The sequence below is a fragment of the Mesorhizobium sp. ISC15 genome, assembly GCF_037162615.1.
In the GTDB taxonomy this organism is placed as follows: Bacteria; Pseudomonadota; Alphaproteobacteria; order Rhizobiales; family Rhizobiaceae; genus Mesorhizobium; species Mesorhizobium mediterraneum.
The window spans coordinates 4,141,486-4,162,259 of sequence record NZ_JAVSPX010000001.1; the positions used below are offsets into that span (position 1 = coordinate 4,141,486).

At 61.9% G+C, this 20,774-nt stretch carries 19 protein-coding genes; 17 read left to right on the top strand and 2 right to left on the bottom strand.

The window, feature by feature from the left end; translation table 11 throughout:
* The first annotated feature begins 44 nt into the window (after positions 1 to 44).
* The 12 genes from RPG13_RS19995 to RPG13_RS20050 all read left to right on the top strand — a co-directional run bounded on the left by RPG13_RS19995 (position 45) and on the right by RPG13_RS20050 (position 11,319).
* The gene (locus RPG13_RS19995) at positions 45 to 410 is read left to right on the top strand and encodes a PRC-barrel domain-containing protein (RefSeq protein WP_095488605.1); all 366 of its coding nucleotides are present in this window, start codon (positions 45 to 47) and stop codon (positions 408 to 410) included.
* Between the two features lie 390 nt (positions 411 to 800).
* On the top strand, positions 801 to 2,075 hold the full coding sequence (eno, locus tag RPG13_RS20000) for a phosphopyruvate hydratase (RefSeq protein ID WP_337125782.1): 1,275 nt from the start codon (positions 801 to 803) through the stop codon (positions 2,073 to 2,075).
* Positions 2,076 to 2,262: 187 nt separating this feature from the next.
* Positions 2,263 to 2,586, top strand: coding sequence for an FtsB family cell division protein (locus RPG13_RS20005; protein ID WP_127294025.1), 324 nt, complete (start codon positions 2,263 to 2,265; stop codon positions 2,584 to 2,586).
* A 171-nt stretch (positions 2,587 to 2,757) separates the two neighbouring features.
* Positions 2,758 to 3,804 carry a pyruvate dehydrogenase (acetyl-transferring) E1 component subunit alpha gene (pdhA, locus tag RPG13_RS20010; RefSeq protein WP_127294023.1) on the top strand — a complete coding sequence of 349 codons (1,047 nt, stop codon included), beginning with the start codon at positions 2,758 to 2,760 and terminating at the stop codon, positions 3,802 to 3,804.
* A gap of 14 nt (positions 3,805 to 3,818) precedes the next feature.
* Entirely contained in the window at positions 3,819 to 5,207 is a 1,389-nt protein-coding gene (locus RPG13_RS20015; protein ID WP_337125783.1) for a pyruvate dehydrogenase complex E1 component subunit beta, read from the top strand.
* 18 nt (positions 5,208 to 5,225) lie between these two features.
* Positions 5,226 to 6,650, top strand: coding sequence for a pyruvate dehydrogenase complex dihydrolipoamide acetyltransferase (locus tag RPG13_RS20020; protein ID WP_127294019.1), 1,425 nt, complete (start codon positions 5,226 to 5,228; stop codon positions 6,648 to 6,650).
* A gap of 14 nt (positions 6,651 to 6,664) precedes the next feature.
* On the top strand, positions 6,665 to 7,090 hold the full coding sequence (locus RPG13_RS20025) for a hypothetical protein (protein ID WP_337125784.1): 426 nt from the start codon (positions 6,665 to 6,667) through the stop codon (positions 7,088 to 7,090).
* On the top strand, positions 7,087 to 7,725 hold the full coding sequence (locus RPG13_RS20030) for an SGNH/GDSL hydrolase family protein (protein ID WP_337125785.1): 639 nt from the start codon (positions 7,087 to 7,089) through the stop codon (positions 7,723 to 7,725). Before RPG13_RS20025 ends, RPG13_RS20030 begins: the two co-directional genes overlap by 4 nt.
* A gap of 222 nt (positions 7,726 to 7,947) precedes the next feature.
* Positions 7,948 to 9,393, top strand: coding sequence for a dihydrolipoyl dehydrogenase (gene lpdA / locus RPG13_RS20035; RefSeq protein WP_337125786.1), 1,446 nt, complete (start codon positions 7,948 to 7,950; stop codon positions 9,391 to 9,393).
* A 96-nt stretch (positions 9,394 to 9,489) separates the two neighbouring features.
* Positions 9,490 to 9,747: a GlsB/YeaQ/YmgE family stress response membrane protein gene (locus RPG13_RS20040; protein WP_095488615.1), complete on the top strand. Its 258-nt coding sequence runs from the start codon at positions 9,490 to 9,492 to the stop codon at positions 9,745 to 9,747.
* Positions 9,748 to 9,882: 135 nt separating this feature from the next.
* The gene (gene lipA, locus RPG13_RS20045; RefSeq protein ID WP_126106662.1) at positions 9,883 to 10,848 is read left to right on the top strand and encodes a lipoyl synthase; all 966 of its coding nucleotides are present in this window, start codon (positions 9,883 to 9,885) and stop codon (positions 10,846 to 10,848) included.
* A gap of 12 nt (positions 10,849 to 10,860) precedes the next feature.
* A complete protein-coding gene (locus RPG13_RS20050) occupies positions 10,861 to 11,319 on the top strand; it encodes a type II toxin-antitoxin system RatA family toxin (protein WP_126106661.1) in 459 nt (152 codons plus the stop codon).
* Here RPG13_RS20050 and RPG13_RS20055 read toward each other — a convergent pair.
* Together RPG13_RS20055 and RPG13_RS20060 are read right to left on the bottom strand one after the other, a co-directional pair.
* Complete coding sequence (locus RPG13_RS20055; protein WP_337125787.1) at positions 11,295 to 11,804, bottom strand: CinA family protein; 510 nt, start codon at positions 11,802 to 11,804, stop codon at positions 11,295 to 11,297. The two genes, RPG13_RS20050 and RPG13_RS20055, sit on opposite strands and share 25 nt — an antisense overlap.
* Positions 11,801 to 13,027 (bottom strand): bifunctional 2-C-methyl-D-erythritol 4-phosphate cytidylyltransferase/2-C-methyl-D-erythritol 2,4-cyclodiphosphate synthase, encoded by a 1,227-nt coding sequence (locus tag RPG13_RS20060; protein ID WP_337125788.1) that lies wholly within the window; start codon positions 13,025 to 13,027, stop codon positions 11,801 to 11,803. The genes RPG13_RS20055 and RPG13_RS20060 overlap by 4 nt, the downstream gene beginning before the upstream one ends.
* 234 nt (positions 13,028 to 13,261) lie before the next feature.
* On the opposite strand from RPG13_RS20060, the gene dusB reads away from it, so the two are divergent.
* The 5 genes from dusB to ntrX all read left to right on the top strand — a co-directional run bounded on the left by dusB (position 13,262) and on the right by ntrX (position 20,747).
* Positions 13,262 to 14,290: a tRNA dihydrouridine synthase DusB gene (dusB, locus tag RPG13_RS20065; protein ID WP_337125789.1), complete on the top strand. Its 1,029-nt coding sequence runs from the start codon at positions 13,262 to 13,264 to the stop codon at positions 14,288 to 14,290.
* Entirely contained in the window at positions 14,287 to 15,429 is a 1,143-nt protein-coding gene (locus RPG13_RS20070) for a two-component system sensor histidine kinase NtrB (protein ID WP_095488621.1), read from the top strand. The genes dusB and RPG13_RS20070 overlap by 4 nt, the downstream gene beginning before the upstream one ends.
* Entirely contained in the window at positions 15,426 to 16,886 is a 1,461-nt protein-coding gene (gene ntrC / locus RPG13_RS20075; RefSeq protein ID WP_095488622.1) for a nitrogen regulation protein NR(I), read from the top strand. Before RPG13_RS20070 ends, ntrC begins: the two co-directional genes overlap by 4 nt.
* A gap of 224 nt (positions 16,887 to 17,110) precedes the next feature.
* Positions 17,111 to 19,396 carry a sensor histidine kinase NtrY-like gene (locus tag RPG13_RS20080; RefSeq protein WP_337125790.1) on the top strand — a complete coding sequence of 762 codons (2,286 nt, stop codon included), beginning with the start codon at positions 17,111 to 17,113 and terminating at the stop codon, positions 19,394 to 19,396.
* Positions 19,386 to 20,747, top strand: coding sequence for a nitrogen assimilation response regulator NtrX (gene ntrX / locus RPG13_RS20085; RefSeq protein ID WP_027153990.1), 1,362 nt, complete (start codon positions 19,386 to 19,388; stop codon positions 20,745 to 20,747). The genes RPG13_RS20080 and ntrX overlap by 11 nt, the downstream gene beginning before the upstream one ends.
* Positions 20,748 to 20,774: the final 27 nt, after the last annotated feature.

Below are 20,774 nucleotides of genomic sequence, written 5' to 3' on the forward strand. Positions count from 1 at the left end.
CCTCATTGTCAAGCATAGCGTCAACGACAACGAGGAGTACATAAATGACAACCCAGACAGGACACACAGAAGCCATCGCTGCCTCGCGGGTCATCGGCACATCAGTCTACAACACGGAAGGCACGCATATCGGCGACATCGAGGATGTCATGCTCGACAAGTTGTCGAATGGAATCATGTTTGCCGTGATCGGCTTTGGCGGATTTCTCGGCATCGGCGAGAAGTATCACGCCATTCCGTGGGCGACCCTCGACTATGACGAGAACAAGGGCGGCTACGTCGTGCCGTTCACCAAGGAGCAACTGAAGGCTGCTCCCGCCTATTCGATCAACGAACTGACGGGCGCCGACGGCGAGGCCGCGCGTGATGCTTCATACAGCTACTACAAGGTCGAGCCTTATTGGCACTGACCTTGATCTGCCGGAATCAAAAGGCCCTCGGTTGAACCGAGGGCCTTTTCTGCAGGATATCTACTCCGCCGCTTGAAGGGTCGACAACTCTACCGCGCCTTGTTGAGGCTGCTGAGTGTCACACGACGTCAGAAACGCCGCCGCGATCAGGAACAAACTCACAATGCCGCTCAACTGAGACATGGCGAAACTCCTCCTGTTTCGCCCCGCGCAAGTGCGAGCATAACCAGAAAGTCGCATGCCGCCAAGACTTATGATGACAGCAATTTTTGCTTCGTGAACCGGCATGGCGGATGTGGCGGCAATATTTGCGGACGCCCCGATTGCGTTTTGCGGCACTTTGGCTAAGACGTGCGCGACGCTTCGTCAGATCAAATCGGGGACATCGCTATGACCGCCATCATCGACATTGTCGGGCGTGAAATCCTGGACAGCCGCGGAAACCCGACCGTCGAGGTCGACGTCGTGCTCGAAGACGGCTCGATGGGCCGCGCTGCGGTGCCCTCCGGCGCATCGACCGGCGCGCATGAGGCGGTCGAGCTGCGCGACGGCGGCGCCCGCTACCTCGGCAAGGGCGTCCTGCGGGCGGTAGAGGCCGTCAATGGCGAGCTGTTCGAGGCGATTGGCGGCATGGAAGCCGAGAACCACATTCACATCGACCAGACCATGATCGAGCTCGACGGCACGCCCAACAAGAGCCGGCTCGGCGCCAACGCCATCCTCGGCGTGTCGCTGGCAGTGGCGAAGGCTGCGGCGGAAGCGGCTGGCCTGCCGCTCTACCGCTATGTCGGCGGCACCAAGGCGCATGTGCTTCCGGTGCCGATGATGAACATCATCAACGGCGGCGCCCACGCCGACAACCCGATCGACTTCCAGGAGTTCATGATCCTGCCGATCGGTGCGCCGACACTGCGTGACGGCGTGCGCTGGGGCTCGGAAATCTTCCACACGCTGAGGAAACGGCTGAAGGACGCCGGCCATAATACCAATGTCGGCGACGAGGGCGGCTTCGCTCCTAACCTGAAGAGCGCGCCCGCTGCGCTCGATTTCATCATGGAATCGATCGAGCAGGCTGGCTTCAAGCCGGGCGAAGAGGTTGCGCTCGGTCTCGATTGCGCCGCCACCGAATTCTTCAAGGACGGCAACTACGTCTATGAAGGCGAGAAGAAGACCCGCGATCCGAAGACCCAGGCCAAATATCTGGCCAAGCTCGCCGCCGACTATCCGATCATCACCATCGAGGACGGGCTGGCCGAGGACGACTGGGACGGCTGGAAAACGCTGACCGACCTCATCGGCAAGAAGACCCAGCTGGTCGGCGACGATCTGTTCGTCACCAACACGGCGCGGCTACGCGACGGCATTCGCATGGGCGTCGCCAATTCGATCCTGGTCAAGGTCAACCAGATCGGCTCACTGACCGAGACGCTTGACGCCGTCGAGACCGCGCACAAGGCCGGCTACACCGCTGTCATGTCGCATCGCTCGGGCGAAACCGAAGATTCGACCATCGCCGATCTCGCGGTTGCCACCAATTGCGGGCAGATCAAGACAGGTTCGCTGTCGCGCTCTGATCGCATGGCCAAGTACAACCAGCTCATCCGCATCGAGGAAGAACTCGGCAAGCAGGCGCTCTATGCCGGCAAGTCGATCGTCAAAGGCTGAGCCAGCCGAAAATATCCGGAATGAAAGGGCGGGGCATTCTCCGCCCTTTTTGCTTTACACCGCCAAATCCGGCCGTCCGTAACCGTCCATTAAGCACAATTGGGCGAGAAAGGAGGCTAGGTCGCAGAGCGTTAGAGCGTCCTTTGCTCGTCCAAGAGGACGCGCGGCGCTCTAAGGGATTTGGATCATGTGGACACGTCAGCACAAGCAGAGAAATACCGGTCGGCTGATCATCCCCTCGCTCTGCGTGGCGTTCCTGGCCTATTTCGGATTCCACGCCTATCACGGCGAATTCGGCATCTATTCCAAGTACCGGTTGGAAGCCGAAACCGTCGACCTGCAAGGTAAGCTCGATGCCGTCAAGGCGCGCCGGCTCGACCTGCAGCGGCGCGTTCAGCTCATGCATCAGGGCACGCTGGAGAAGGACATGCTTGACGAGCAGGCGCGCAAGGCGCTCAATATGTCCCACGCCGACGAAATCACCATCATGTTACCGGCTACGGCAAGATAACCATATGTCAGTTAATCGGCAATATTTTCAATGATTTTAATCGCTTAGACGCATGTCAGCCATGCATTTTCGGCATGGCGAAACGCCTTCTCGCGTGTTAGCCTCCCCAAAATCGGTGGGGAGAACTGATCTCCCTCAGTGTCCGCAAGAGACGCCAACAGGGAGTGATGCATGGCCACCGCCGCGAGAAAAGCGCCTGCCAAATCCAAATCCAGATCCGACGGCAAATCGGCGGGGCTTTCAGCCCCCAAGCCTATCGACTTCACCAAGCAAGAGGAGCTTGACGCCTACCGGCGCATGCTGCTCATTCGCCGCTTCGAGGAAAAGGCCGGCCAGCTCTACGGCATGGGCTTCATCGGCGGCTTCTGCCATCTCTATATCGGCCAGGAAGCAGTCGTCACCGGCATGAAGATGGCGCTGGTCGATGGCGACCAGATGATCACCGCCTACCGCGATCACGGCCACATGCTAGCGATGGAACTGTCGCCGCGCGGCGTCATGGCCGAATTGACCGGGCGCCGCGGCGGCTTGTCCCGGGGCAAGGGCGGCTCCATGCACATGTTCTCCAAGGAGAAGCATTTTTACGGCGGCCACGGCATTGTCGGCGCGCAGGTTTCGCTCGGCACCGGCCTCGCCTTCGCCAACCGCTATCGCGGCAACAACAATGTGACGCTGACCTATTTCGGCGACGGCGCCGCCAATCAGGGCCAGGTCTATGAAAGCTTCAACATGGCCTCGCTGTGGAAGCTGCCGGTGATCTACATCATCGAGAACAACCGCTACGCAATGGGCACCTCGGTATCGCGTTCATCGGCCGAGACGGATTTTTCGCACCGCGGCGCCTCCTTCAAGATCCCCGGCATCCAGGTCGATGGCATGGACGTCCGCGCGGTCAAGGCAGCCGGCGATCTCGCCACCGAATGGTGCCGCGCCGGCAAGGGGCCGCTGATCCTCGAAATGCAGACCTACCGCTACCGCGGTCACTCGATGTCCGATCCGGCAAAGTACCGCTCCAAGGAAGAAGTGCAGAAGATGCGCTCCGAGCGTGACCCGATCGAGCAGGTCAAGGCGCGCCTGATCGAGAAGAAGTGGGCCGATGAGGACGAGCTCAAGGCCGTCGACAAGGAGGTTCGCGATATCGTCGCCGACGCCGCCGAATTTGCCCAGAATGACGCAGAGCCGGATCCGTCCGAGCTCTGGACCGACATCGTGCTGTAAGAGAGGGCAAGGACATGCCGATCGAAATTCTCATGCCCGCTCTCTCGCCGACCATGGAAGAGGGCAATGTTTCCAAATGGTTGAAGAACGAGGGCGACAAGGTCGTCGCCGGTGACGTCATCGCCGAGATCGAAACCGACAAGGCGACGATGGAAATCGAGGCCGTCGACGAAGGCACGCTTGCCAAGATCGTGGTTCCAGCCGGCACCGAAGGTGTCAAGGTCAACGCGCTGATCGCTGTGCTCGCCGTTGATGGCGAAGACATCGACAAGGCAGGCGAAGGCGTCGGCGAAGAAGAACCTGCCAAGGCTGAAACAGCCGCGCCAGCGCCTACTGCGGCCAAAAGCGAGGCGGCAGCACCTGTCGCCGCCGCGCCGAGAACCGAAATTGCCGCAGATCCGGACATCCCGGCCGGCACGGAAATGGTCTCGACCACTGTGCGCGAGGCGTTGCGTGACGCGATGGCCGAAGAGATGCGCCGCGATGGCGACGTCTTCGTCATGGGCGAGGAGGTCGCCGAGTACCAGGGTGCCTACAAGGTCACGCAAGGGCTGCTGCAGGAGTTCGGGCCGCGTCGCGTCGTCGACACGCCGATCACCGAGCACGGTTTTGCCGGCGTCGGCGTCGGCGCGGCGATGGCCGGCCTGAAACCCATCGTGGAGTTCATGACCTTCAACTTCGCCATGCAGGCGATCGACCAGATCATCAACTCCGCCGCCAAGACGCTCTACATGTCCGGTGGCCAGATGGGCGCGCCCATCGTCTTCCGCGGGCCGAACGGCGCGGCTGCCCGCGTCGCCGCCCAGCATTCGCAGTGCTATGCCGCCTGGTACAGCCACATTCCCGGTCTGAAGGTGGTGATGCCCTACACCGCCGCCGACGCCAAGGGGTTGCTGAAGGCCGCGATCCGCGATCCGAACCCGATCATCTTCCTCGAAAACGAAATCCTCTATGGTCACTCCTTCGACGTGCCGAAGATGGACGATTTCGTGCTGCCGATCGGCAAGGCGCGCATCCATAAGAGGGGGAAGGATGTCACCATCGTCTCCTTCGGCATTGGCATGACCTATGCGATCAAGGCCGAGGCCGAATTGCGCGGCATGGGCATCGATGCCGAGATCATCGACCTCAGGACCATCCGTCCACTCGATTTCGATACCATTATCGCTTCGGTCAAGAAGACCAACCGTCTGGTGGTGGTGGAGGAAGGATTTCCGCAGAACTCGGTCGGCGACCACATCGCCAACCAGGTGTCGCAGCGCGCCTTCGATTTCCTCGACGCGCCTGTTATCACCATTGCCGGCAAGGACGTGCCAATGCCCTATGCGGCCAACCTCGAAAAGCTGGCGCTGCCCAATGTCGGCGAGGTCGTCGAGGCGGTCAAAGCCGTCACATATCGCTGAGCAGGGCGGGAGGACAAAATGCCGATCAACATCACCATGCCTGCCCTCTCGCCCACGATGGAAGAGGGCAATCTGTCCAAATGGCTCGTCAAGGAGGGCGACAAGGTTTCGCCGGGCGACGTGATCGCCGAGATCGAGACCGACAAGGCGACGATGGAAGTCGAGGCCGTCGACGACGGCACGGTCGCCAAGCTGGTCGTCCCGGCCGGCACCGAAGGTGTCAAGGTCAACGCGCTGATCGCCGTGCTCGCCGTCGAAGGCGAGGATGCGGCGGCCGCCGCGAAGAGCGGTGACGGCGCTGCGCCGGCAAAGGCCGAGGCCAAGCAGGACAAGGCGCCAATCTCCCCACCCGTGGGGGAGATGTCGACGAAGTCGACAGAGGGGGGCGCTGTCCCTCCAGCCGTAGGGAGCAAAGCGCCCCCCTCTGGCCTGCCCTCTTTGTCGCCACTTGGCATCTCCCCCACAAGGGGGGAGATCAGCCAATCGCCGGACGGCCGCACCTTCGCCTCGCCGCTGGCCCGTCGCATCGCCCTGGAAGCCGGCGTCGACGTCTCAGCGGTGACCGGTTCCGGCCCGCATGGCCGCGTGGTCAAGGCCGATGTCGATGCAGCTATTTCCAGCGGCAGCGCCAAGGCGCCCGCTGCAAAAGCGGCGCCCGCCGGCGCTCCGGCTCCAGCTGTCGCAGCCAAGCCAATGTCGGACGACCAGGTGCTGAAACTGTTCGCCGAAGGCTCCTACGAGCTTGTTCCGCACGACAACATGCGCAAGACCATCGCGCGCCGGCTGGTCGAGGCCACGACCACCATCCCGCATTTCTACCTGACGCTCGACTGCGAGCTCGATGCGCTTCTGGCGCTGCGCACGCAGATCAATGCGGCTGCCCCGGTGAAGAAGACCGACAAGGGTGAGGTGCCGGCCTACAAGCTGTCGGTCAACGACATGGTCATCAAAGCGATGGCGATGGCGCTGATGGCGGTGCCGGATGCCAATGCCTCATGGACCGAGAGCGCCATGGTCAAGCACAAGCATGCCGATGTCGGTGTCGCGGTCTCGATCCCCGGCGGCCTGATCACGCCGATCATCCGGCGTGCCGACGAAAAGACCCTGTCAGTCATTTCCAATGAGATGAAGGACCTTGCCAGCCGTGCCCGCAGCCGCAAGCTGAAGCCGGAAGAATATCAGGGCGGCACCACGGCAGTGTCTAATCTCGGCATGTTCGGCATCAAGGACTTTGCCGCCGTCATCAACCCGCCGCATGCGACGATCCTGGCGGTCGGCGCCGGCGAGGAGCGCGCGGTGGTCAGGAGCGGCGAGATCAAGATCGCCACCATCATGTCGGTGACGCTGTCGACAGATCACCGCGCCGTCGACGGTGCGCTCGGCGCCGAACTGCTCGTCGCCTTCAAGCGCATGATCGAAAACCCGATGGGCATGCTGGTCTAGAAAGGAAGAAGGCGGTGCGGAAATTCTTCACCAGCCTTTTTGCCTTCATCCTTTCCGGTTTGGCCGGCGGATTGGTGGCGCAGGGGCTCGCCGTCGCCACTGATGCCGACGTAGAGTACATCCTTGTGTTCATGATCTCGGCTCTCGTCACCATCCTCGTGACGGTCGCCCTCTTCATCGCGCAGTTTATGTCGAACCCGCAAAGCGCGATAAACCTGACGTCGCTTATCGCGGTTGCGTTTTTTGTGCTCGTCGGGGTTGGCCTGATTACCTGGACTTTCTCCCAGCCATCCGGAAAGAGCCAGTGGTCGAGCGATCTTCCCATTGTCGCCGGCCTCGTCCTGCCGGGCCTCGCCACGGTGTTGGTCCAGTGGCTGTTCGTGGGCTGGCGGGTAAAGCGCGCACACGCAGGATTTGGCAGGAGCGGGGCAAACGCATGAAAACAGTCCTTTGCTACGGCGACTCGCTGACCTGGGGCTATGATGCGGCAAGCCTGGATCGCCACCCGCTCGAGGACCGTTGGCCGAGCGTGCTGCAGGCGACGTTGGGAGGCGGTATCGAGGTCATCGCTGAAGGCTTGAACGGCCGCACAACGGCTTTCGACGATCATCTGGCCGGCGCCGACCGTAACGGCGCAAGAGTGCTGCCGACGATCCTGATGACGCATGCGCCGATCGACCTGATCATCATCATGCTCGGCGCCAACGACATGAAGCCGTGGATCCACGGCAATCCGGTCGCCGCCAAGCAAGGCATCGAGCGCCTGATCGATATCGTACGCGGGCACGACTACCCGTTCGACTGGCCGGCGCCGCAGATCCTGATCGTTGCGCCGCCCGCGGTCAGCCGTACGGAAAACGCCGAATTCAAGGAAATGTTCGCCGGCGGCGATGAAGCCTCGAAGCGGCTGGCACCACAATATTCCGCCCTTGCCGACGAGGCCGGCTGCGGCTTCTTCGATGCCGGCATGGTGGCGACGACTACGCCGCTCGACGGCGTGCATCTCGATGCCGAAAACACACGAAACATCGGCGAGGCGCTGGCACCGCTGGTGCGCGTGATGTTAGCGACATGATAGTCAATGCATTTCTGATCATTGGCATTTGGTTGGCTGTGCATTGGCAGGGCCGCCGAAGTCGGCTTCTCGCAGGTTACGCATTTCTGGGGCTCTGGGTTTCCGACGCCCTTTTGATACTGATGCATGAGCCAGCTTTCGCGCCTTTAATACTGAGGTACGAGCCAATTTCGATACCGAAGCCTGCTTTCGGTGAAGCCTCGCTTCAATAAGGACCACAAAATGGCTGAGAATTACGACGTCATCATCATCGGCTCCGGCCCCGGCGGCTACGTCACGGCGGTGCGTTCCGCCCAGCTCGGCTTCAAGACGGCGATCGTCGAGCGCGAGCATCTCGGCGGCATCTGCCTTAACTGGGGCTGCATCCCGACCAAGGCGCTGCTGCGCTCGGCCGAGATCATGCATTATTCCGATCATCTGAAGGACTATGGATTGAAGATCGACGGCAAGGTCAGCGTCGACACCGCTGCCGTTGTCGACCGCTCGCGGAAGGTCTCGCTGCGGCTGAACGGTGGCGTCGCCTTCCTGATGAAGAAGAACAAGGTCGACGTCATCTGGGGCGAAGCCAAGCTCTCCAGGCCCGGTGAGGTTGTTGTTTCGAAATCCTCCAAGAAGCCGATGGAGCCGCAGCCGCCGGCGCCCAAGGCCGTCAAGGGCGAGGGCACCTACACCGCAAAGCACATCATTCTTGCCACCGGCGCCAGGCCGCGTGCGCTGCCCGGCATCGAGCCTGACGGCAAACTGATCTGGACCTATTTCGAGGCGATGGTGCCGAAGGAGATGCCGAAGTCGCTGCTGGTGATGGGTTCGGGCGCGATCGGCATCGAGTTCGCTTCGTTCTACCGCACCATGGGCGCCGAGGTGACGGTGGTCGAGCTGCTGCCGGCGGTAATGCCGGTCGAAGACGCCGAGGTCTCGAAATTCGCGCAGAAGCAGTTCGAGAAGCAAGGCATGAAGATCATTCTCGAAGCCAAGGTGACCAAGGTCGAGAAGGGCGCGAACTCGGTTACCGCGCATGTCGAAATGAAGGACGGCAAGGTCGAGAAGATCACCGCGGATCGGATGATCTCGGCCGTCGGCGTGCAGGGCAACATCGAGAATCTCGGCCTCGAAGCGCTCGGCGTGAAGACCGAGCGCGGCTGCGTCGTCGTCGACGGCTACGGCAAGACCAATTTGCCCGGCATCTATGCGATCGGCGATGTCGCCGGCCCGCCCATGCTCGCCCACAAGGCCGAACATGAAGGTGTGGTCTGCGTGGAAAAGATCGCCAATATTCCAGGAGTGCACGCCACTGACAAGCTGAAGATTCCGGGCTGCACCTATTGCAACCCGCAGGTAGCCTCCGTCGGCTTGACCGAAGCGAAAGCGAAGACCGAGGGCAAGGACATCCGCGTCGGCCGTTTCCAGTTCGCCGCCAACGGCAAGGCGATTGCGCTCGGCGAGGACCAGGGTTTCGTGAAGACCATCTTCGACAAGAAGACCGGGCAGCTGCTTGGCGCGCATATGGTCGGCGCCGAAGTGACTGAGCTGATCCAGGGTTTTGTCGTGGCGATGAACCTGGAGACCACCGAAGAAGAATTGATGCACACGATTTTCCCGCACCCAACGCTGTCGGAGATGATGAAGGAAAGCGTCCTAGACGCCTATGGCCGCGCGCTGAACGCATGATAAATCGGCCGCTTGAGGCTCAACACGCGAGAGCCAAGGAACTCGACGGCAAGGTAATTCGTTTCCGGATGCATTCATCACACAAGGATAGGGCATATGGACGTGAACGGCGTGGGCTGGGTAGCAGCGATCATCATCGGCGGTTTGGCAGGATGGCTTGCCGAGATGTTCATGAAGAGCAACACCGGCATCCTGATGAACATCATTCTTGGCATCGTTGGCGCGATCGTGCTGAATGCCATCCTGCAGGCGCTCAACATCGGCGCCTTCGGCGCCGGCTGGATCGCCTATCTGATCACCGGCTTCATCGGTGCCTGCCTGCTGATCTGGGTAGGGCGCATGGTGCGCCGTTAGTTGCTGAACTCTTGCCATGCGAACGCGGCTGTGGCGGCATGCGCCGCCGCGGCCTTTTTCTTTGCAGCGAAAAGTCTTAGATGACTTGTGAAAAGCGAACGTCGGACAGGCGATCGCCAACGAACCGGATTTCAGATGGTCACCGTCCTCGACACGATCGCCAATGCGCCGCGCCTGCGGCATCCTGAAAAGGCGCACAAGCCCGACCAGGACGTGCTGCGCAAGCCCGACTGGATCCGCGTCAAGGCGCCGATGTCGAAAGGCTATGCCGAGACGCGCGAGATCGTGAAGTCGCACAAGCTGGTGACGGTGTGCGAAGAGGCCGGCTGCCCCAATATCGGCGAATGCTGGGAAAAGAAGCACGCCACCTTCATGATCATGGGCGAAATCTGCACGCGCGCCTGCGCCTTCTGCAACGTGGCTACCGGTATACCGACCGCGCTCGATCCCGATGAACCGGCCCGTGTCGCACACGCCGTCAAGCAAATGGGCCTGACCCATGTCGTCATCACCTCAGTCGACCGCGACGATCTCGCCGACGGCGGAGCTCAGCACTTTGCCGAGGTCATCCGCGCCATCAGGGCGGCAACGCCGTCGACGACGATCGAAATCCTGACGCCCGACTTCCTGCGCAAGGAAGGCGCGCTGGAGATCGTGGTGGCGGCGAAGCCCGACGTTTTCAACCATAATCTGGAGACCGTGCCGTCGAACTATCTGACGGTCCGGCCGGGCGCCCGCTATTTCCATTCGATCAGGCTGTTGCAGCGGGTCAAGGAGCTCGATCCGTCGATCTTCACCAAATCCGGCATCATGGTTGGCCTTGGCGAGGAGCGGAACGAGATCCTGCAGCTGATGGACGATCTGCGTTCGGCCAATGTCGACTTCATGACCATCGGCCAGTACCTGCAGCCGTCGAAGAAGCACCATCCGGTTATCCGCTTCGTCACGCCGGAGGAATTCAAGTCCTTCGAGACCATCGGCAAGACCAAGGGCTTCCTGCTGGTGGCGTCAAGCCCGCTGACGCGCTCGTCGCACCATGCCGGCGACGATTTCGCCAGGCTGCGCGCGGCGCGCGAAGCGTTTCTCAGAAAGTCCGCCTAACACACTGGTTTCATGCCGCAATTCGAAGCCCATCGTCGCGTTTCCCATACGCCGGAGCAGATGTTTGCTCTGGTTGCCGATGTCGAATCCTATCCACAATTCCTGCCGCTTTGCGAGGCGCTGACGGTTCGCTCGCGCAAGGAACGCAACGGCCGCACACTGCTCATCGCCGACATGAGCATCGGCTACAAGGCGATCCGCGAGACTTTCACCACGCAGGTGCTGCTAAAGCCTGACGAGAACGCCATCGACGTAAAATACATCGACGGTCCGTTCAAATATTTGAGCAATGCCTGGCGTTTCGAGCCGGCCGACGGCGGTTGCAACGTCTGCTTCTTCATCGACTACGAATTCAAGAGCCGTATTCTGGGCGCGGTGATGGGAACGATGTTCGATCGCGCCTTCCGCATGTTCTCCGAGGCGTTCGAGAAGCGCGCCGACGTCATCTATGGGCCAGCGCCAGCAGCCTGATCCGCAGCGAGTGCGCGCAAGCCCAGTTCAAGCGCATGCTTGACCGTCGCCTGGCGGATGAAATTGCGGCCTTTGTCGGTGAACAACTGACATTCGCTGACGACCGGCCGACCAGTCAAGGCGACACCGAACCAGACCAGGCCGACGGGCTTTTCCGTCGAGCCGCCGCCTGGACCGGTAATGCCGGTGACGGCGAGGGTCAGTCCGGCGCGCGAACGGGTCAGGGCGCCCTGCGCCATCTCGATCGCCGTTTCCCGCGAGACCGCGCCATGCGCCTCAAGCGTGGCGGCGGAAACGCCGAGCATCTCCGTCTTGGCCTCGTTGGAATAGGTGATGAAACCCCGGTCGACCACCGTGGAAGACCCGGCGATGTCGGTCAGAGCGGCGATGATCATGCCGCCGGTGCAGCTCTCGGCCGTCGCCAGCATGATGTCGCGCTGCTGGCAGGCTTGAAGCAGGGCATCTGCGAGGTCGTTGTTGCTCATTCGGGGACATCCCCTGGAAACACGACACTGGCGGTCGCGATGGCGGCTATCCCTTCCTCGCGGCCGACAAAGCCGAGCTTTTCGTTGGTTGTCGCCTTGATCGAGACACGGTTCCGGGAAATTCCCAGCATTGCCGAAAGGGTTTCTGTCATTGCTTCGCGATGCGGGCCGACCCGTGGCGCCTCGCAGATCAGCGTTATGTCGGCATTGGCGATGCGCCCGCCGCGCGCGCGCACCAGTCTCGCCGCATGTTCGACGAAGATCCGCGAGGCAGCGCCTTTCCACTGCGGATCCGATGGCGGGAAATGCGTGCCGATGTCACCGGCGCCGCAGGTGGCGAGCAGCGCGTCGGTCAAGGCGTGCAGGCCGACGTCGGCGTCCGAATGGCCGGACAGTTTCTTGTCGTGCGGGATGGAGACGCCGCACAGGATGACATGGTCACCGGGCTCGAACGCATGAACGTCGTAGCCATTGCCGGTGCGGATGTCTGGAAAGCGCGGCCGTTCGCCGGAAAGCCGCTGATCCGCCATCGAAATATCTCTTGCCCAGGTGAGTTTGACATTATCCGGCGAGCCCGGAACGATTTTCACCGGAATATGTGCCCACTCGGCGATCGCGGCATCGTCGGTGAAGTCCGCCTTGCCGAGATGATGGGCCTTTTCGTGGGCGGCCAGGATCGGCCAGAACGGAAAGCCTTGCGGCGTCTGGGCTGCATGAAGCCCGTTCCTGGAAACCGTCTCGCCGATCATGCCGGCCGATTCACGTTTCAGCGTGTCGGCGACTGGTAGGGCAGGCAGCGCTGCCTGGCGCTCGCCGATGGCGGCGATCGTACGATCTATCAATTCCGCGTCGACGAACGGGCGAACGGCATCATGGACCAGAACCTGGCCCGGCGCCTGGCCTCTCAGCGCAAGCAGCCCGAGCCGAACGGAGTCTTGCCTGGACGCGCCACCCGTTACCGTGACGACCCGATCGGCGTTGGCTCCGGCGGCGGTGCGAAAAAGCGCGCTGTCGTCGGCATGGATGGCGACGACGACGGGACCGATTCTCGGATGCGCCAAAAACACGTCCAGTGTGCGCGCGATGACGGCACGGCCACCGATCCTTTGGTATTGCTTTGGTCCGTCGGCCTGACCCGCGCGCGCGCCGCGGCCGGCAGCGACAATAACGACTGCAACTTTGTTGTCCGCCGCCGAGGCTTGCTTTTCGCTTGCATCTGTCATGCCGAGACGCTTAGCGCATGATCCCGAAAAGTGGAATCGCTTTTCGGAAGAGATCATGCGCAGATGCAAAGTGCCCAAGGCGTCCTTCCCAAAGAAGCACGGCGCTTGGGCGCGGTAGGGGCTGAAGGCCGGCATTTTCCTAAATGCGCCTTAATGCGACGTCATTGCGCGTTGCACTTCGCTATCATTCTGGCTAGAGAATGTGCAGCAATTAAAAATGCTTGGTTTTTGTGCATGCTCGACCTGACCAAATTGGCTTCGCCGCTGGACGTGGGAAGTGTGAGAATCCGCAATCGCGCCTTCCTCGCGCCCATGTCGGGTATATCAGATGAGCCGTTCCGGCAGCGTGCCTATGCGCACGGCGCCGGGTTGGTCGTGTCGGAGATGGTGGCGAGCGGCGAGCTTGCCAAAGGCAGGGCCGGTTGCGGCTTGCGCATCCGTCATTCCGGGCTGCCTGTTCACATGGTGCAGCTTGCCGGTCGTGAGGCGGCGCACATGGCCGAGGGCGCCCGCATAGCCGCGGGCGAGGGCGCCGACATCATCGACATCAATATGGGCTGCCCGGCCAAGAAGGTGACGGGCGGCTATGCCGGTTCGGCGCTGATGCGCGATCTCGATCACGCTTTGTCGTTGATCGAGGCGGTGGTCGGCGCGGTCGAGGTGCCGGTCACGGTCAAGATGCGGCTCGGCTGGGACGAAAGCGCGCTCAACGCGCCGATGCTGGCGCGCCGCGCTGAGCAGGCGGGCGTCAAGATGGTGACAGTGCATGGCCGCACGCGCTGCCAGTTCTACCAAGGCAAGGCCGACTGGCGCGCCATCGCACGCGTAAAGCAGGCTGTGTCGATACCGGTCGTTGCCAATGGCGATGTCGGCTCGCTGGCCGAGGCAGCAATGATCCTCGACCAGTCGGGCGCCGACGCGGTGATGATCGGCCGCGCGCATTATGGCGCGCCGTGGACGGCAGGCAGCATCGCGACAGCCGCGGCAAAGAAGGCACCGCCCGGCGTGCCTGAAAGCCCTGAAGTGTTGGCCGACTATGTCGTTGCCCACTACGAGGACATGCTGACGCTCTACGGCACCGAAAGCGGCGTGCGCCAGGCGCGCAAGCATCTTGGCTGGTATCTCGACCGCCACGCCGCTGGCGTCGCTGATGAGCAGCGAAAGGCCATCCTCACCTCCTTCGAGCCCGTCCGCGTCATTGCCGCGTTGCGCGAGGTGCTTTCACACGCTCCCGAGGCGATGAACCTGCGGGGCGCGGCATGAATGCCACCGTTACACAGAGCACGGATATGGCGGACGCTGCCCACATCGTGCTCAACACCATCCGCCGCCCGGTGATCATGGTCGATGCGGAAGGGTTCATCACCTTCGCCAATGCCGATGCCGAGGACTTCTTCCGCTCGAGCGCGACCATGCTCGCCCGTAACACACTACCCAAGCTCATTCCCTTCGGCAGCCCGTTGCTGACGCTTGTCGACCAGGTGCGCGAGCGCCGGGCACCCGTCAACGAATATCGGGTCGATGTGTCGTCGCCGCGCCTTGGCATTGAGAAAGTTGTCGATCTCTATGTCGCCCCGGTGTCGGAATTTCCGGGTTCCGTCGTGGTGATGTTCCAGGAGCGATCGATGGCCGACAAGATCGATCGGCAGATGACGCATCGCGGCGCGGCACGCTCGGTGACCGGCTTGGCCGCGATGCTTGCCCACGAGATCAAGAACCCGCTATCCGGCATACGGGGTGCTGCCCAGCTGCTCGAACTGTCTGCTTCCGATGAAGATCGCGCGCTGACCCGGCTGATCACCGACGAGACCGACCGCATCGTCTCGCTGGTCGATCGCATGGAGGTGTTTTCCGACGAGCGACCGATCGACCGCTATCCGGTCAATATTCATGTCGTGCTCGACCATGTGAAGGCGATTGCCAAGAACGGTTTTGCCAAGCGGATCAAGATATTGGAGGATTATGATCCATCATTGCCTCCGGTTTTTGCCAATCGTGATCAGCTCATCCAGGTGTTCCTCAACCTGGTCAAGAATGCTGCCGAGGCCATTGGCGGCGATCCGCAAGGCGAGATCACCCTGTCGACCGCGTTCCGGCCGGGCATACGTGTCTCCGTTCCGGGATCGCAAGGCCGCGTGTCGCTGCCGCTCGAATTCTGCGTGCGCGACAATGGCTCCGGCGTTTCCGAAGATATCCTGCCGATCCTGTTCGATCCCTTCATCACCACCAAGCCGAACGGGTCGGGGCTTGGTCTTGCGCTGGTCGCGAAAATAGTCGGCGAGCATGGCGGCATCATCGAATGCGATTCGACGCCGCGCGGAACCACTTTCCGCATTCTGATGCCAGCCTGGAAAGAAACGCCGTTCGGCACAGACGATGATGGCGAAGGAGACCGCAAATGACGGTTCGCGGCAATATTCTCGTCGCCGACGACGATGCGGCCATCCGCACGGTCCTCAACCAGGCGCTTTCGCGCGTCGGTCATGAGGTGCGCGTGACCTCCAACGCCTCGACGCTGTGGCGTTGGGTGGCGGCGGGCGAGGGCGATCTCGTCATCACTGACGTGGTCATGCCGGACGAGAACGCCTTCGATATGCTGCCGCGCATCAAGAAGGCGCGGCCGGAACTGCCCGTCATCGTCATGAGCGCCCAGAACACGTTCATGACCGCGATTCGCGCCTCCGAGACCGGCGCCTACGAATATCTGCCGAAACCGTTCGACCTGACCGAGCTTCTCAACATCGTCAACCGGGCGCTTTCCGAGCCCCGACGGCCGAAGATAGATGCGCGGGCGGACGAGCCGCCGGAAACGATGCCGCTGGTCGGCCGTTCGGCCGCCATGCAGGATATCTATCGCATGCTGGCGCGCATGATGCAGACCGACCTGACGGTGATGATTTCAGGCGAGTCGGGCACCGGCAAGGAGCTGGTGGCGCGCGCGCTGCACGAATACGGCCGTCGTCGCGGCGGTCCCTTCGTCGCGATCAACATGGCGGCGATCCCGCGCGACCTGATCGAATCGGAACTCTTCGGGCACGAGAAGGGCGCCTTCACCGGGGCCCAAAACCGCTCCACCGGCCGTTTCGAGCAGGCCGAAGGCGGCACGCTCTTCCTCGACGAGATCGGCGACATGCCGATGGAAGCGCAGACGCGTCTGCTGCGCGTCCTGCAGCAGGGCGAATACACCACCGTCGGCGGCCGCACGCCGATCAAGACCGACGTGCGCATCGTCGCCGCTACCAACAAGGATCTGCGCACGCTGATCAATCAGGGGCTTTTCCGTGAGGATCTCTTCTATCGCCTGAACGTCGTGCCGTTAAGGCTGCCGGCGCTGCGCGAGCGGTCCGAGGACGTTCCGGATCTCGTGCGGCACTTCTTCAAGCTCGGCGCCAGCGAAGGCCTGCAGACCAAGCGCATTTCCACCGGCGGCATCGAGCTGATGAAGCGCTATCCGTGGCCCGGCAACGTGCGCGAGCTCGAAAATCTTGTCCGCAGACTGGCCGCGCTCTATTCGCAGGATGAGATTTCCGCCGAGATCATCGAGGCGGAACTGAAGACCGGCGAGAGGCCGGTCGTTCCCGGTGGCGGCAACCTCATTCCCGACGACCTGTCCATCGGCCAGGCGGTGGAACATTTCCTGCAGCGGTATTTTGCGTCATTCGCCGGCGATTTGCCGCCTGCCGGCCTCTATCAGCGCATTCTCTCCGAGGTCGAATATCCGCTGGTGCTGGCCTCGATGACGGCAACCCGCGGCAATCAGATCAAGGCTGCGGAGCTCCTGGGCCTCAACCGCAACACGCTGCGCAAGAAAATTCGCGAACTCGGCGTCAACGTCTACAAATCAACCAGGCAGGCTTAGAGCGACGCACGTTCCACGCGGGCGTACAAACGTTCGCTATAACGCTTTGAGTTTCGCGTCGTGCCTTCCGAAAATCGATCTCGATTTTCGGGCCGATGCGAATAGAGCGACGCCTTTTTCCGGGGGATCGATCGCCGAAACATTTCCGTCCAGGTCACACTTGTTGCATAATCGCCACAATGCGTTGCATACATCCGACGCAATCACTGGCTCTAGACGGCGACATGGCTTCACAGGCACCGACACTGAGCGAACCGCTTTTCAGCGAACCCGGCACAAGGGATGGGCGCCGGCTGCTTGCGCTGCCCGGTGTGGTGGCCGTTGCCGGTGCGCTGGTTACGGCGGCGATCTCCTTCGCCATTCTCGTCGGCGCCACGCCGATCACGCCGGACGAGAGGACGACGCTGGCGCTCATCGCCCTCAACGCGGCGTTCATCGTGTTTCTGATTGCGCTGGTCGGTCGCGAAGTGCATCGCATTTTGATGGCGCGCCGGCGCGGCAAGGCGGCGTCGCGGCTGCATGTACGGATCGTCGCGATGTTCGCGCTAGTCGCCGCGATTCCCGCCATCATGGTGGCGATCATCGCGTCGATCACACTCGACATTGGTCTTGATCGCTGGTTCGAGATCCGCACCAAGACGATCGTCAATTCGTCGCTGTCGATCGCCGATGCCTATGTGCAGGAGAACGCGCGCAATCTCCAGGGAACGACCCTGTCGATGGCCTACGATCTCGACGCCTCCCGCACGCTCTATGGCCTCGATAGAACCGGCTTCCTCGACCTCATGAACAAGGAAGCCGTCGGACGCTCGCTGGCCCATGCCGCGCTGGTCAAGCCAGACGGTTCATTCGTCATGAGCGCCAAGACCGACGCCGATTTCGCCATGCCGGAGCCGCCGGAAGGCGCCATGAGCAGTGCCGCCGACGGCAGGCCGGTGCTGATCGAGCCGAAGACGCGCAACATCATGGGCGCCATCGTCAAGCTGCGCGAGATCGAAGGGCTTTATCTCTACACCATCCGCCTCGTCGATCCCGAGGTGATCAAGGCACGACAGATTGTCAGGTCCAACACCGACGAATATCGCGGTCTGGAAGCCAATCGCCGCACCTCGCAGGTGGCCTTCGCACTTCCCTACCTGTCGCTGACGCTGATCATCATTCTGTCCGCCATCTGGACCGGCATTGCCGTGGCTGATCGCCTGGTGCGGCCCATCCGCCAGCTCATCGGCGCGGCCGACGAGGTTGCGACCGGCAATCTCGACGTTGCCGTGCCCGTTCGGCCCTCCGACGGCGACGTCGCCTCGCTCGGCGACACCTTCAACAAGATGCTGCTGGAACTGAAATCGCAGCGTAACGAGATTCTGTCCGCCAAAGATTTGATCGACGAGCGGCGGCGTTTTTCGGAAGCCGTGCTTGCCGGCGTCACCGCCGGCGTCATCGGCGTCGATCCCTATGGTATCGTCACCATCGTCAACCGATCGGCCGAAACGATGCTGGCCATTTCCGCCACTGCCGCACTCGGGCAAAATCTCTCCGCCGTGCTGCCGCATGTCGGCCGCGTCTTCGAGATCGGCCGCAAGTCGGGAAAGCCTGTCCACCGCGAGCAGGTGACCTTCTATCGCGCCGGCACGGAGCGGACCTTCAACGTGCAGATCACGGTCGAGGCCGGCGACGACGGTTCGGAGGAGAAATCCTATGTCGTGACGGTCGACGACATCACCGATCTGGTCCAGGCGCAGCGTTCCTCGGCATGGGCGGATGTGGCGCGGCGCATCGCCCACGAGATCAAGAACCCGCTGACACCGATCCAGCTTTCCGCCGAGCGCATCAAGCGCCGTTACGGCAAAGTCATCACCGAAGACCGCGAGGTTTTCGATCAGTGCACCGACACGATCATCAGGCAGGTGGAGGATATCGGCCGCATGGTCGACGAGTTCTCCGCTTTCGCACGCATGCCCAAGCCCGAAATGAAGGCCCTCGACTTGCGCGAGTCGTTGCGCGAAGCCTCGTTCCTCGTCGAAGTGAGCCGCGCCGATATCACCTTCGAGCGCGTATTCGGCAACGAACCGCTCAAGGGCACTTTCGACAGCCGCCTGATGGCGCAGGCTTTTGGCAATATTATCAAGAACGCAGCCGAGGCGATCGACGGACTTGATCAAAAGGACCGCTCGCACGGCATAATCCGGATTCAAGCCGGGCGCCAGAATGGCGCGATTCGCATTGACGTCATCGACAATGGCAAGGGCTTGCCGCGCGAGAATCGTCAGCGATTGCTCGAGCCTTACATGACGACACGCGAGAAGGGCACGGGGCTTGGCCTCGCTATCGTCAAGAAGATAGTGGAAGACCATGGCGGCCGGCTCGAACTGCATGACGCGCCGGTGGATTTCCACGGCGGGCGAGGCGCGATGATCAGCATCATCCTGCCGCTTGCCGCCACCGTGCCGTCGAGCGGCGAAGGCAGGACGGAACACGAAAGAGAAACTGAAAAGGTCGGTAATGGCGTCTGACATTCTCATCGTCGATGACGAGGAAGACATCCGCGAACTTGTCGCCGGTATCCTGAGCGACGAAGGTCACGAAACCCGCACGGCATTCGATGCCGACAGCGCCCTGGCGGCGATCGCCGACCGGGCGCCGAGGCTGATTTTCCTCGACATCTGGCTGCAGGGCTCACGTCTGGACGGACTGGCGCTGCTGGACGAGATCAAGACAATGCATCCGAGCCTGCCCGTGGTGATGATCTCGGGCCACGGCAACATCGAAACGGCGGTCTCGGCCATACGTCGCGGCGCCTATGACTTCATCGAGAAGCCGTTCAAGGCCGACAGGCTGATCCTTATCGCCGAACGTGCGATTGAAACCTCGAAGCTGAGACGCGAGGTTTCGGATCTCAAGCTGCGCAGCGGCGAAACCTTCGACCTGATCGGCATGTCGTCGGCGATGAGCCAGTTGCGTCAGACCATCGAACGCGTCGCGCCGACCAACAGCCGCGTCATGATCATCGGCCCGTCCGGGTCGGGCAAGGAACTCGCGGCACGCGCCATCCACACACTGTCGGCGCGCAAGGGGGCACCGTTCGTCACGCTGAGCGCTGCCAACATCACGCCCGAACGCATGGAAGTCGAGCTGTTCGGCACCGAATCAAACGGTGTCGAACGCAAGGTCGGCGCGCTTGAGGAAGCCCATCGCGGCATTCTCTACATTGACGAAGTGGCCGACATGCCGCGCGAAACGCAAAACAAGATCCTGCGCGTGCTGGTCGAACAGCAGTTCGAGCGGGTAGGGGGCACCAAACGGGTCAAGGTCGATGTCCGAATCATTTCATCGACCTCGCAGAACCTGGAGGCGATGATCGCCGACGGTCGTTTCCGGGAGGATCTATATCACCGCCTGGCGGTGGTTCCGGTGATGGTACCGGGACTGGCCGAACGGCGGGAGGACATTCCCTATTTGGTCGACAATTTCATGAAGCAGATCGCCCGCCAGGCCGGCATCCGGCCGCGGCGCATCGGCGACGACGCGCTGGCGGTACTGCAGGCGCACAACTGGCCGGGCAACGTCCGCCAGTTGCGCAACAATGTCGAGCGGCTGATGATCCTGGCGCGCGGCGACGATATCGATGCGCCGATCACCGCCGACCTCTTGCCTGCCGAGATCGGCGATGTCATGCCGCGCACGCCAAACCAATCCGATCAGCACATCATGGCGCTGCCGCTGCGTGAGGCGCGCGAACAGTTCGAAAAGGATTATCTGATCGCCCAGATCAACCGTTTTGGCGGCAACATCTCGAAAACGGCCGAGTTCATCGGCATGGAGCGCTCGGCGCTTCACCGCAAGCTGAAGTCGCTGGGCGTCTGATAGCCAATCCAATGGTGGCCTACGCAA